Genomic DNA, 14,073 nt, shown 5'->3' with positions numbered 1-14,073 from the left:
AAGTATCACAAAGTTATAAAAAAGGCTCCCAATAAAGGAGCCTATATATTTGTTTATCTTAATGTTGCACCAACATTCTTTTCGAATGTTTGTTGCAGTTTTTGCATTATTTTATCGATCTGCTTATCGTTTAATGTTTTGTTTGCATCTTGCAATACAAAACTTACTGCATACGATTTCTTTCCTTCTGGTAAATTATCGCCCTCATATACATCAAACAAATCTACTTCTTTTAATAATTTACGTTCCGATTGAAAAGCTAAATTATAAATCTCCTTAAATTCAATCTTCTCATCTAGTAATAATGCTAAATCGCGTTTTACTGCTGGGAATTTAGGTAAATCTGATACTTTAACTTTTTTATTTCCAACTAATGTTAGTATTGTATCCCAATTAAAATCAGCAAATAATACTTCTTGTTTAATAGAAAACTCTTTTAAAATAGAACGCTTTACAACACCAAAATCTACTAATTTCGTTTTTCCTAAGCTTAACGTCAGTCCTTCTGAATAGATATCAGATTTAACTGGTGTTACTTTTAATTTAGTAATTCCTAATCTAGCTAGTAAATTGCTAACAATTCCTTTCATGTAGAAGAAATCTGAAGATTGTGCAGCTATTTTCCAACTATCTTTTGCTCTATTACCGGTTACAAATAATGTTAAGTGTTTGTTTTCTTCATACCCACTTTCGTATTTGTGGTATGTCTTTCCAAATTCGAAAAACTTTAAGGAATTGTTTTTACGGTTGATATTATAACTTACACTCTCTAATCCACTAAACAATAATGATTGACGCATTACTTTTAAATCATTACTTAATGGGTTTAGCATCTCAACATTAAAGTCCTCTTTCAAATTCTCCGATAAAGCAATGTAGTCTGCTTTTGTAAGCGAATTAGCCATTGTTTCATTAAAACCTAAAGAAACTAATTGGTTCGCTACGATATTCTCTACTTTTACTTGAGTGTCATTATCAAAAGATATTGACGTATTTAATTTGTGTGAGAACTCAATATTATTATAACCGTATACACGTAAGATTTCTTCAATAATATCTGCTTCTCTTTGAACATCTACTCTATATGAAGGGATTACCAATCCTAAACCAGCTTCTGTAACACTATTAATCTTAATTTCTAATGAAGCTAGAATATTCTTAATCGTTTCTTTTGGAATTTCTTGTCCAATTAGCTTATATACACTATCAAACGATAAGAATACTTCAAAATCTTTTACTTTTTCAGGATAAAAATCCATAATGTCCGAAGACATTTTTCCTCCTGCATACTCTTCAATTAATAATGCTGCTCTTTTTAAAGCATATTTAGTTTGGTTGATATCTATACCTCTTTCAAAACGGAAAGAAGCATCTGTATTTAATCCATGTCTTTTTGCTGTTTTACGTACAGAAACAGGATTGAAATAAGCACTTTCTAAGAAGATTGTTGTTGTATTTTCTGTTACTCCAGATTTAATTCCACCAAACACTCCACCAATACACAAAGGATTTCCTTCTGCGTCGCAAATCATGATATCTTCAGAAGACAACTCTCTTTCTACTTCATCTAATGTTGTAAACTTAGTTCCTTCTTCTAATGTTTTAACAACGACTTTATTTCCTCTAATTTTTGAAGCATCAAAAGCATGTAATGGCTGTCCTAACTCATGTAAAACATAATTTGTAATATCTACAATATTATTTTTTGGAACAATACCTATTGCTTTTAACCTATTCTTAATCCATTCTGGTGAATCTTTAACTTCAACATCGGTAATTGTAATACCACAATATCTTGGTACTAATTCTTTATTTTCAACTTCAACATCAATTTTTAATCTTCTTTCATCTACGTGAAAATCTGAAACTGAAGGTGAAATTAATTCAAGATTTACATCTTTTTGTAATAATCCAGCTCTTAAATCTCTAGCAACACCATAATGACTCATAGCATCAGCTCTATTGGGTGTTAAACCAATTTCGAAAACATGATCAGTTTCAATTTTAAAAACTTCTGCACAAGGAGTACCAGGAACTAATGATTCATCTAAGACCATAATTCCATCATGTCCACTACCAAGACCTAATTCATCTTCAGCGCAAATCATTCCATAACTTTCTTCTCCTCTTATTTTTCCTTTCTTTATTTTAAAGCCTTCTCCTTTATCATCATATAAAATAGTACCAATTGTTGCTACTGGTACTTTCTGACCTGCAGCTACATTTGGTGCACCACATACTATTTGTACAGGCTCATCATTTCCTAAATTAACTGTGGTAACTTTTAACTTATCTGCATTAGGATGTTGAACACACGTTAAAACTTCTCCTACTACTACACCTTTTAAACTACCTTTAATACTTTCTTTCAATTCAATTCCCTCTACTTCTAATCCAAGATCTGTTAAGAGCTCTCCTATATTTTCTGGAGCCCAATCGAATTGTAAAAATTGTTGTAACCAGTTATATGATATCTTCATTCTGCGTCTTTATTTGGGGTGCAAATTTACACTTTTATAACTAAAATATGTACATATTTTATGTCTTATACTAGTTTTATATGAGCAATCAAATCCCTTAATTGTTCATAACTTCTTAATTCATAACGTTTTCTTAATAATTTGTTAATATTGTAATGGCATTTTTGCTCGGTTTAAAAAACAAAACTACATAATGAGAAAACTATTACCCTTCTACTTACTGATACTTTCTTTATCAGTAAGTGCTCAAATTCCTAATTATTACAATGACCTTAATGTCAATTTAAGTGGTACTGCATTAAAAGATGCATTGGCTACTAAAATAATTAGCTCGCATCATACTTTTTTAAGTTATACACCTGGTGTATGGGATGCTTTAAAACAAACAGACCTAGATCCAACTGATACTTCTAAGGTATTATTAATTTATGGTTGGAATGATACAGATTCAGATATTACTAATGATCGTACAAGAGGTAAAGATAATCATGGTGGTGGTTCTGGAGTATGGAATCGCGAACATGTGTACTCTAAATCTTTAGCAAGTCCTAATTTAGGAACTAGCGGAGCTGGAGCAGATGCACATAATTTAAGACCCGCTGATGCGCAAAGAAACTCTTCTAGAAGTAACCGAAAATTTGCTGCTGGTAGTGGTACAGCTTCTTATATTACAGCTCAAGGACATTGGTATCCTGGAGATGAGTGGAAAGGAGATGTTGCTCGTATGATGATGTATATGTATTTACGTTATGGAAATCAAACATTACCTACAGGAGTTACAGTTGGTTCTACTGTAGCTACAGATGTTAATATGGTAGAACTTTTATTACAATGGAATGCAGAAGATCCTGTATCTGATCTAGAAAAGCAACGAAATCCAATATTAGAACAATTACAAGGAAATAGAAATCCTTTTATAGATAATCCTGCTTTTGCTACCCAGATTTGGGGTGGACCTCAAGCTGAAGATTTATTTGGAAACGGTAATTCAAATGACACACAAGCTCCTTCAAATCCAAGTGGTTTAGTAGCTTCAGGAACAACTCAAAACTCAGTTAATTTAGGTTGGTCAGCTTCATCAGATAATGTGGCAGTAACTGGTTATGCTGTATTTAACGGTACTACGCAAATTGCGACAACTACTACAACTAATTATTCAGTAACTGGTTTAACAGCTGGAACTTCATATACTTTTTATGTAAAAGCTTTTGATGCTGCTGGTAATACATCTGGAAATAGTAATGCTGCAAATGTTACAACTACTCCAGATGGAAATTCTGGAGGAAGTACTACTGAATTAATTATTTCTGAATATATTGAAGGTTCTTCCTATAATAAAGCTATTGAGATTGCTAATTTTACAGGTGCTACTGTAAACTTATCTTCTTATTCATTAAGAAAAGCTACTAATGGTAGTAATTCTTGGAGCGGAACTTACAATTTATCTGGACAATTAGCTAATGGTGCAGTATATGTTATTGCACACAGTAGCGCTAGTACAGCTATTAAAAATGAAGCTGATGTAACTACAAATAATAGTATTATGACCTTTAATGGTAATGATGCTGTAAGTTTATTTAAAAATAATACTATTATAGATGTAGTTGGAAATCCAAGTAGCAGTGCTAATTTTGGAAAAGATGTAACATTACAACGTAAGTCTGCTGTTACTTCTCCTAACACTTCTTATACTACTGCTGAGTGGAATACTTTAGCTAATAATACATCTTCAGGTTTAGGATCTCATACAATAGATGGTGGAAGTACACCAGTTGTTGATACACAAGCTCCTACCACTCCATCTAACTTAGTAACTTCAAATATTACTCAAACTAGTGTTAACTTAACTTGGAGTGCCTCTACTGATAATGTAGCTGTAACTGGATACGATGTATATCAAGGTAACACTAAATTAGCAACAGTTACTAATACAAATTATAATGCAGGTAATTTAAATGCAAATACAACATATAGTTTCTCTGTTAGAGCAAAAGATGCTGCTGGTAATGTTTCAGCTTCAAGAAGTGTTTCTATCACAACATTACCAAATACTGTTACCTATTGTTCATCAAGAGGTACTAATGTAGCTTATGAGTATATTGATAATGTGGCTATTGGAGGTATTTCTAATGCTACAAGTGCTAATGGAGGTTACGGTGATTTTACTAACTTAACAGGAAATATTAGTTTTGGTACTAATAATATTATTCTAAGTGCAGGATTTGCTGGGACTTCATATACAGAACATTGGGCTGTTTGGATTGATTACAACCAAAATGGTACTTTTGAATCTAATGAAAAAGTAGTTACTGGTTCATCTTCAAGTTCTTCTAACTTGTCTTATACTTTTACAGTGCCAACAACTGCTAAAACTGGTGCTACTAGAATGCGTGTATCAATGAAATGGGATGCTGCACCAACTCCATGTGAAACTATTTCTTATGGTGAAGTTGAAGACTATACTGTTAATATTGGTTCTGCAGCTAGAACTACAAATGCTTCAGATATTATTGCTGATGCTGAATTAGGTAATGAAGAACCAATTTTTGATTTAATCATGTATCCTAACCCTGCAATTAACTTTGTTAATTTAGCAATGAAAGATGGTAGAGATGCTTCTTTTACAATTGCAAATTATTTAGGACAAACTTTAATTACAGGAACTGCTGATAGAAATGTTGATATTAGCGAATTAGAAGCTGGTGTTTATATCGTTGAAGTAAATGATGGTCAACGTAGAATTTCCAAAAAACTAGTTAAGAAATAAAACAAAATATTCTTATAAAGAAAAAACTCGGAATTTAGATTCCGAGTTTTTTTATTTTATAATCTATTAAGTTACACTTTAAAATAAAGAAGTAATAATTTCATTAATAGTAATTCCTTCTGCCTCTGCTTTATAGTTTTTCACAACTCTATGTGATAATATTGGAACAGCAATGGCTTGTACATTTTCTATATCCGGAGAATATTTTCCATTAACTGCAGCATGTGCTTTTGCAGCCAAAATTAAATTTTGAGATGCACGTGGTCCAGCTCCCCAATCTATATATTTCTTAACTAAATCTGTAGCTTTTTCAGAATTTGGCCTAGTTTTGCCTACCAAAGAAACTGCATACTCTACTACATTGTCTGCAACTGGTATTTTACGAATTAGCTTCTGAATTTCAACAATTTCATTTGCATTAAAAAGCGGATTTACAGTTTCTTCATTTAAAGAAGTTGTATTTTTAACAACCTGCACTTCTTCTTCAAAAGTTGGATAATCTAAATTAATAGAAAACATAAAACGGTCTAATTGTGCTTCTGGTAATGGATACGTACCTTCTTGCTCAATTGGATTTTGGGTTGCTAATACAAAAAATGGTAAATCTAATTTATAATGATGTCCTGCTATTGTTACAGAACGCTCTTGCATAGCTTCTAATAATGCTGCCTGTGTTTTTGGCGGCGTTCTATTAATCTCATCTGCAAGAATTATATTTGAAAAAATAGGCCCTTTTAAAAACTTAAACTTCCTTGTTTCATCTAAAATCTCACTTCCTAATATATCAGAAGGCATTAAATCTGGAGTAAACTGAATTCTATTAAACTTTAGCCCTAAAGCACTTGAAATAGTATTTACTAATAAGGTTTTTGCTAACCCTGGAACACCAATCAACAATGAATGTCCACCACAAAAAACAGATAGTAATGTAAAATCAATTGCTTCTTTTTGTCCAATAATAACTTTACCTATTTCTTGTTGTAACTGGGCGTATTTTTGAACCAGATTATCTACAGCTGTAACTTCTGACATTTTTTAGTTTTCTTTTTTCCAATTAGACTTAAAGTTACATTTTTTATAATCGTCTCCAAGTTTAACGTAGGTTTCTAAAATTTTATCTTTTGACCATTTTTCAATGGTTTCTTCTTTCTTTTTTGCTAATGCTAATTGCTGAACTTTTACATAATCACCAACTAAATCTGCTGTATGTGTATTCGTTCTTTCTTTCATTAAAATTAACTTGTACATCTTCTCTCCTCCAGGAGTTTCGTCATAAAATACATCAGAATATTCTCCTTTTTGTAATTCATTTATACGACCATATAATGCAGGGTCCATTCTAGTTAATTCGAAAGTAGCTTCACTTGTATAAGGGTTAACAATGATTCCTCCATTATTCTTAGTATCCTTATCTTCAGAATATTTTTTTACAGCTTCTTCAAATGTAATTTTACCTTCTTTTAAGTCTTTCTTTAACTTCTCTAGCGCCTCTTTTGTCTCTTTTAATTTTGCATCATCAATTTCAGGTTTCATTAAAATATGAGATACTTCTCTAGATTTACCTTTAATTTTGTGTAATAATATAATGTGATAACCGAAATCTGTTTTAAAAGGTTCAGATATTTGACCTTCATCTAAAGAGAAAGCAACTTCTTTAAACTCTTTAATAAAAGGTGTATCTTTAGTAATTGCTCCTAAATTACCTCCATTTCCTCCTACACTTGGATCGTCTGAGTTAATAATTGCTTTTAATCTGAAGCTAGCACCATCTTCCTCTATTTCCTTTTTAATTTTGCTAAGTTTTTCTACAACTCTTTTATTTTCAGCTTCTGTAGACTCTGCATTCATAACAATTTGTGCCAATTCTACTTCTGCAGGAAATTCTGGTAATTCATTTTTCTCTTTTAAACCATTAAAGTATAATCTTACTTCTTCTGGTGTTACATCTACATCGTCTGTAACTTTTTTCTGCTCTTTTTCTATAAGTACATTCTCTTTTTGTACACGAGCTAATTCTTTCTTTAAATCTTCTAAGTCGTTAAAACCATAGGCAGCTACAACTTTATCTATGCTTCCATACTCTTGTGTAAAGAAACTGATACTTCTGTCTACTCTAGAATCTATTTCTGCTTGAGAAACAGTTACACTGTCTATAACTGCATGATGCGATAATAATTTCTGTTGCATTAACTCTTCTAACATTTCGCAATTAGAGATTTTAACTTTTCCCTCACTACGTATTTCAACTTCTTGTTTAAATTTATCAATATCAGAATCTAATACAATATTTTTCCCTACTACTACTGCAACTCCATCGATTTTAACTTTTTGTGCTGTTACGCTCATTACGCTTAACATTAACACTACAGATAAACTAATATTCTTTAAATTCATTGTTTTTAATTGCATCATTAATCAACGTTTTTTCTATCTCTCTTACTAATTCTATCTTACGTTTGTGTAAGATTAATTGTTTTATATTGTTTTTGATATAACTCAACGGAGCGATGCTGTTTCGTATTAGAACATCGTTCACAGCGACCAAATATACTCCTAAACTATCTTCTCTTTTTATGAATTTTGATTTTTTTAACAATTTTTCTTTCGATTCGTATCGAAAAGGTGGAATTTTCTGAATTACTTTATCGTATGTAATCCATGTAGAATCTCTTAATAAGTAATCTTTAAAATTAATTGTTAAATTTTCAAGGTCTTCTAAATCTTCTTCTTTCGTAGATTTAAACTTTTCAATTGCTTCTTTTTTATCTAAAAAATCTTTACCAAAATAGATGTATTTAATCTGTAGTAATTCTTCATTCAATTTGAAGTTCTCCTTATTATTTTCGTAGTATTTTTTTATAGATTCTTCACTTATAATGGTATCTAATTGCTGTTTTATTAAACTTTCTTTATATCCATTTATATATAAGCTTTCCTCATAAATTCTTACTAATTCATCTATTTTATTATTATTTACTTCAGAGATATTCTCTAATGCTCTTTTTAATAATAATTGTTGTTTTGCCCACGTATTGATATAACTTTTTACCAATACAATGCTATCTTTCTCTGAAATCCCCTTAGGAACTACATCCTTTACATCTGAAAGATATAATTTAGCTTCTCCCACTGAAGCAATAACGGGTTCGTTGCGTTGCTCTTTATCATCTCCTTTAAAAAAAGGTAGTTTAATTTTATCACATGAGCTCACTACTATTACCCCCAAAAGTAGTACAACTATTTTTTTCACTTTTATATTATTGGTTGTATATTTTTTTAATATTTTTAAGTACTTTCTTCTTAACTTTTATCTTATGTTCTTTTCGTAATGAAGCTACCCAAGATTCTTCTAAAAACTTTTGATAATCGTTTATTACTTCTCCTCTAACTTTTGAAAGATCATCAGATCCATATTTACTTTTGTTTTTTTCAAAAAATGAAGTTAATGCGTCAGCATCTTTTTGCGATGAGTCCCATATCTTTAACTTCATTAAATCGAACAATAATAAACCATCTTTATACTCCTGTAAAGTATATTTATATTCTGGATAAATGTTTACTAAATCTTCTTTATAATAATTTAAAACCTCCTGATTTATAAATTTCTTCCATAAATCATTTACTGGTATATAGTTTTTGCCTTTTGCAAAGGTTAAAAAATCTTTGAATAATAGCTTTTTCTTACCAATTGTAATAACTGTTTCGTTTTCTTGTTTTTCTGTAAACTCTTTGTTGAAATCGTCTTTTCCTTTTATTAACTCTAAAACAACATTATTTGTAACAGGCTTATATTTCTTTTTAAGGTCTTTTATTAGTTTTTGTATAGATAAATTCCCTCTATTGCTACCTCTTACTCTGCCCTCTAATTCTCCTTTTAACTCTTCAAAAGGTTTTACAGGATCGTTTTCTATCAATTGCACTATATGCCATCCAAATCTAGTTTTAAAAGGCTTACTAACATCTCCATTTTTTTGTAGTGCTAATACAGCTTTTTCAAAAGGAGGAACCATTCTACCTGTCGTAAATTTTGGTAATACACCTCCATTTACTGCAGAAGGTTTATCCTCTGAATATTGTTTAGCTACTTCACCAAAAGCTGTTCCTTTTTGTATTTTCTGATATAATGAATCTATTTTAACTTTTCCAGCTATACTTCTATCTTTTGCTAAAATGTGCGCTACTTTGAACGTTCCTCTAGACTTTCTTTTATCTGTAACTTTTAAAATATGATATCCAAATCTCGTTTTGAAAGGTTTTGATACTTTTCCTACAGGTGTATTATATGCCGCTTCTTCGAATGGGTATACCATTCTAAATGCAGAAAAATACCCTAAATCTCCTCCGTTTATTTTAGCAGATGGGTCTTCTGAAAATTTTATAGCTAGACTTTCAAAAGACTCTCCATTTTCTATTCTCTTTTTTATAGAATCTAATCTTTGAACTAACTGTGTTGTATCTACTTTAACTAATTTTTGAGGAGTTCCAATTAAAATATGACTTGCTCTAACTTCTTCAACCGTTCTGTCATAAGCTTCTTTTATCAGCTTTTGTTTGAACTCTTCGTCCTGTAAATACGGTACAATTAATTGATTTTTATAAGTATTTAATTCGCTTTTATAATTTTTAGAAGTATCTAACTTTAGCTTATAGGCCTCTAATAGCTTTAATTTGTAATTAATGAATAAATCTAAATTCTTCTCAACATTCTTCTCATCTTCACTAATCTGATCTAGATTTTTCTCATAAATTCTTTTAAACTCCGAAGCGTATACTGGTGCTTCATCTATCGTTAACAATACTTCATCTTTCTGAGCAAAACATGAAATTGCTCCTAATAAAAAGACACTAATTAAAATACTTTTTTTCATAAAAATTACAATGAAATGATTCCTTCTATTTTTTCTGCTTTTTGGTAATATGATATTACTTCTTCAGCATTTTCCACATCTAAGTGAATTGAAACACTAACGTATTTACCAGACCTGGATTTGCGTGTATTAATAACCGCACCTCCTTGATCGAACAAATCTTGTACTTCATTTACTTGATTTCCTGTAGTAGGAACGATAAATTTATATAAGTATTTTGTGGGAAAGGTTGTTGTTTCTTCTAATTGGGTTTTTAATTTTTCGTAAAAGGCTTCCTTATCTGAATCTGACATATGGTTCTTTTTTATGGGTAAAATTGTTTCGTTATTCTCTTTTTCAATCTAAAAAAATAAACGGAAAACAAAATTACACTATTTATTACATATAATTATTGAAACTTTTATTTTTGCGTCATGCAACAAAAAATTGTATTTATTGGTGGGCCAGGTACAGGAAAGTCTTCTGTTCTAAGATATTTAGATCGTCAAGGATTTAAATGTATGCCTGAGATTTCAAGAGAAGTAACTAGAGCTGCACAAAAAGAGGGAATTGATCAATTGTTTTTAACAGACCCTATTTTATTCAGTACAAAACTATTAGAAGGTAGAGAGCAACAATTTATAGATGCTCAAAACTCAAATGATAGAGTTATTTTTTTTGATAGAGGAATTCCTAGTGTTCATGCTTATATGCGCTATTTCAAAACAGAGTTTCCATCTATTTTCATGGAAAAAAGCAAGGAATATAGATATACAAAAGTTTTTCAGTTTTTGCCTTGGAAAGAAATTTATAAATCTGATAACGAGAGATATGAAACTTTTGAACAATCTGAAGTTATTAGTGATTTTCTATATAATGCCTACGCAGAGCTTGGTTATGAAATTATAAACGTACCTTTTGATTCGGTAAGAAATCGTTGTAATTTCGTATTGAGTCATTTGTAGCATGTCAAATCCAAGAGAAATATTACAAACATATTGGGGATATACTTCTTTTAGGCCAAAACAGCTAGATATTATTACAGCTGTTTTAGCTAAAAAAGATACTGTTGCTTTACTTCCTACTGGTGGAGGAAAATCAATTTGTTTTCAAGTTCCCGCACTAATTGAAGAAGGTGTTTGTGTGGTTATTTCTCCTTTAATAGCTCTTATTGAAGATCAAGTTCAGAATTTAAAAGATAAAGGTATAAAAGCCTTACAAATCCCTTCTGGAAGTACACAAGATGAAATAATTACGCTTTTTGACAATTTAAAATTTGGTAATTATAAATTTCTATATATTTCTCCAGAAAGAATGCAGTCTAAATTCATTCAAGATAAGATTGCTCAATTAAAAGTTTCTTTTTTTGTTATAGATGAAGCACATTGTATTTCTGAATGGGGACATGACTTTCGTCCTTCTTATCTACAACTAGACATTTTAAAGAATATACAACCAGAAACTTCAATTATTGCTTTAACGGCCACTGCTACAAAAAGAGTAATTCATGATATTGTTAGTATACTTAATTTAGAAGAGCCTACAGTATTTAAAAATTCATTCTATAAAGATAATTTAGCCTATCAAGTATTTTATACTGAAGATAAATTATCAAAATTAGACCGAATCTTTACTAAGAATTTTGTTCCTTCTATTATATATGTCAACTCTAGAAGTAGAACTCGTGAAATTTCAAATTATCTAAATTCAAAAGGTTTTAAGAGCAGCTATTATCATGGTGGATTATCAAGTGTAGAAAAAAAAATTGCTTTTGAAAATTGGATGGATGAAAAAACGCCAATTATGGTGGCTACCAACGCTTTTGGTATGGGAATTGACAAATCCAACGTCAAAATTGTAATTCATTTTAACATACCTTCTTCCGTAGAAAATTATGTTCAAGAATCTGGAAGAGCAGGAAGAAACCAAGAAAAAGCTTTTGCAGTAACGCTTACTAATAATAGTGATATAGCACTTACAAAGGAATTACATGAAAAATCGAGTCCTACCCTAGTAGACATAAAGCAAATTCATAAAAAGTTATATCAACACTTTCAAATTCCAATGGGAGAACTTTCTGATGAATATTATGATTTTAATATTTTAAAATTCTGTCAGAAATATCAATTTATTCCTAGTAAAACATTTAATGCTTTACAAATTTTACACAATTATGGTATCATTTCTCTAAACGATCATCAACATAAAAAGTCTAATATCCAGTTCCTTGTAAGTACTTCTCATATTTTACAATACAAAAGCATTCATAAAGCACGACAAAAATTTTTAGATGTTATCTTAAGAATGTATGGCGGAATTTTTGAAAGAGCCATTAAAATAGATGAGTTTGTTATTGCTAAAAATGCTGGTGTAACCTCTGTAAAAGCTATTGAAATTCTAGAAAAGCTACATTCAGATGGTATTATTACTTACAATAAAGCTGTAGCCGATAGTGCTATACGCTTTTTACAACCTAGAGAAGACGATAAAACAATTAATAGAATTGGAAAAGATATTAGCAAGCTTTTACAGCATAAGAATAAAAAAATAGACGATATAATTCGTTATATTTCTAATGATAGTATATGTAGAAGTGTACAATTATTAACCTATTTTGGAGAGGATAATGCGACAGAATGTGGAATTTGCGATGTTTGTTTGAAAAAGAAAACAGTTTATAAAAATATTGCTGATGAGATTTTAGGAATGTTAAAAAAAACACCTCTATCTGCAAAAGAAATATATGCTTTACTTCCTTATCAAGAATCTGACATTTTAATACATTTGCGAAAATTACTTGCTGAAGAAGTTATTGAACTAACAAACGTTAATAAATACTTTATTAAATAAATATGAGAGACTTACGAATTGTTTTTATGGGAACTCCAGATTTTGCGGTTACCATTTTAAAAAAACTAATCGAACATAAATATAATATTGTTGGAGTAATTACTGCTCCAGACAAACCTGCTGGTAGAGGGCGAAAGTTAAATCAATCGGCTGTTAAAAAATATGCTTTAACACAAAACTTACCTGTTTTACAGCCTAAGAATTTAAAAAGTGAAGACTTTTTAGAAGAGTTACAAGCATTAAATGCCAATTTGCAAATTGTTGTCGCATTTAGAATGTTGCCTACAGTCGTATGGAAAATGCCTGCTTATGGGACTTTTAACTTACACGCTTCTCTCCTACCAGAATATAGAGGTGCAGCTCCAATTAATTGGGCCATTATAAATGGAGAAACAACTACTGGAGTAACTACTTTCTTTATAGATGATAAAATAGACACAGGAGCTATGATACTTCGTAAAGAAGTAGCTATAGACCCAGACGAGATTGTTGGGGAGTTACATGACAGATTAATGCACGTAGGCGCCGATTTAGTTGTAGAAACTGTAGATTTAATTGCTGCTGGCAAAGTAAACACTACTAAGCAACCTGAATTGGAGCAAAAACCAGCTCCTAAATTGTTTCCTCATAATTGTAAAATAGATTGGTCTAAACCACTTTCTGACATTTATAATCATATTAGAGGTTTAAATCCATATCCAGCAGCTTGGACAACCATACAAAATGGTGAAGAGGAAATTACTGCTAAAATTTATGGTGTCGCTAAAGAAGAAATCCTTCATGATCTTCAAACTGGAACAATAATTACTTCAAAAAAAGAGATAAAAATCGCTGTTAAAGGTGGTTACCTTATAATTAAAGAAATTAAGCTTTCTGGTAAGAAAATGCTCGATGCAGTTAGCTTGCTTAATGGTTTTACCTTCGAAGAAGGAGCTATGGTCGTGTAGCCCTTTAAGGACGTGGGATTAAGCTTTTTTGTTATTTTTTGGCTAGGGTTATTAACAAATCCCTACAACTTATTAACAAATTCTTTGATTTTTGGGGGTCAAACTTGCGCAATACCGCATTAAATCTATATTTGTTGAGCATTAATGCAAAAAAACATTAATTAATTTTAAAATCTAATAAA

Annotated in this window: 10 protein-coding genes; 4 read left to right on the top strand and 6 right to left on the bottom strand. The window is 30.6% G+C overall.

What is annotated here, in order from left to right; genetic code table 11:
* Positions 1–53: 53 nt before the first annotated feature.
* Positions 54–2,480, bottom strand: coding sequence for a phenylalanine--tRNA ligase subunit beta (pheT, locus tag ACKTTC_RS02730; RefSeq protein WP_408038050.1), 2,427 nt, complete (start codon positions 2,478–2,480; stop codon positions 54–56).
* Positions 2,481–2,673: 193 nt separating this feature from the next.
* On the opposite strand from pheT, the gene ACKTTC_RS02725 reads away from it, so the two are divergent.
* Positions 2,674–5,247, top strand: coding sequence for an endonuclease (locus tag ACKTTC_RS02725; RefSeq protein ID WP_408038048.1), 2,574 nt, complete (start codon positions 2,674–2,676; stop codon positions 5,245–5,247).
* A 78-nt stretch (positions 5,248–5,325) separates the two neighbouring features.
* Here ACKTTC_RS02725 and ACKTTC_RS02720 read toward each other — a convergent pair whose 3' ends face one another.
* The 5 genes from ACKTTC_RS02720 to ACKTTC_RS02700 are packed head-to-tail and all read right to left on the bottom strand — an operon-like array spanning position 5,326 to position 10,408.
* A complete protein-coding gene (locus ACKTTC_RS02720) occupies positions 5,326–6,279 on the bottom strand; it encodes an AAA family ATPase (protein WP_408038046.1) in 954 nt (317 codons plus the stop codon).
* Positions 6,280–6,282: 3 nt separating this feature from the next.
* Complete coding sequence (locus ACKTTC_RS02715; RefSeq protein ID WP_408038044.1) at positions 6,283–7,659, bottom strand: peptidylprolyl isomerase; 1,377 nt, start codon at positions 7,657–7,659, stop codon at positions 6,283–6,285.
* Complete coding sequence (locus ACKTTC_RS02710) at positions 7,622–8,497, bottom strand: hypothetical protein (protein ID WP_408038042.1); 876 nt, start codon at positions 8,495–8,497, stop codon at positions 7,622–7,624. The genes ACKTTC_RS02715 and ACKTTC_RS02710 overlap by 38 nt, the downstream gene beginning before the upstream one ends.
* A 7-nt stretch (positions 8,498–8,504) precedes the next feature.
* Positions 8,505–10,115: a peptidylprolyl isomerase gene (locus tag ACKTTC_RS02705; RefSeq protein WP_408038040.1), complete on the bottom strand. Its 1,611-nt coding sequence runs from the start codon at positions 10,113–10,115 to the stop codon at positions 8,505–8,507.
* 5 nt (positions 10,116–10,120) lie between these two features.
* Entirely contained in the window at positions 10,121–10,408 is a 288-nt protein-coding gene (locus ACKTTC_RS02700; RefSeq protein WP_408038038.1) for a DUF493 family protein, read from the bottom strand.
* A 120-nt stretch (positions 10,409–10,528) separates the two neighbouring features.
* Here ACKTTC_RS02700 and ACKTTC_RS02695 point away from each other — a divergent pair, with 120 nt between their 5' ends.
* The 3 genes from ACKTTC_RS02695 to fmt are packed head-to-tail and all read left to right on the top strand — an operon-like array spanning position 10,529 to position 13,891.
* Positions 10,529–11,059, top strand: a complete 531-nt coding sequence (locus ACKTTC_RS02695) for an AAA family ATPase (protein ID WP_408038036.1) — start codon at positions 10,529–10,531, stop codon at positions 11,057–11,059.
* 1 nt (position 11,060) lies between these two features.
* The gene (locus ACKTTC_RS02690; RefSeq protein WP_408038034.1) at positions 11,061–12,944 is read left to right on the top strand and encodes a RecQ family ATP-dependent DNA helicase; all 1,884 of its coding nucleotides are present in this window, start codon (positions 11,061–11,063) and stop codon (positions 12,942–12,944) included.
* A 2-nt stretch (positions 12,945–12,946) separates the two neighbouring features.
* Positions 12,947–13,891: a methionyl-tRNA formyltransferase gene (gene fmt, locus ACKTTC_RS02685; protein WP_408038033.1), complete on the top strand. Its 945-nt coding sequence runs from the start codon at positions 12,947–12,949 to the stop codon at positions 13,889–13,891.
* Positions 13,892–14,073 lie beyond the last annotated feature (182 nt).

The organism is Tenacibaculum amylolyticum, assembly GCF_964511145.1.
GTDB lineage: Bacteria > Bacteroidota > Bacteroidia > Flavobacteriales > Flavobacteriaceae > Polaribacter > Polaribacter amylolyticum.
Note: the sequence above shows the minus strand (reverse complement) of the source record. Positions and strands in the feature narration are given on the sequence as shown.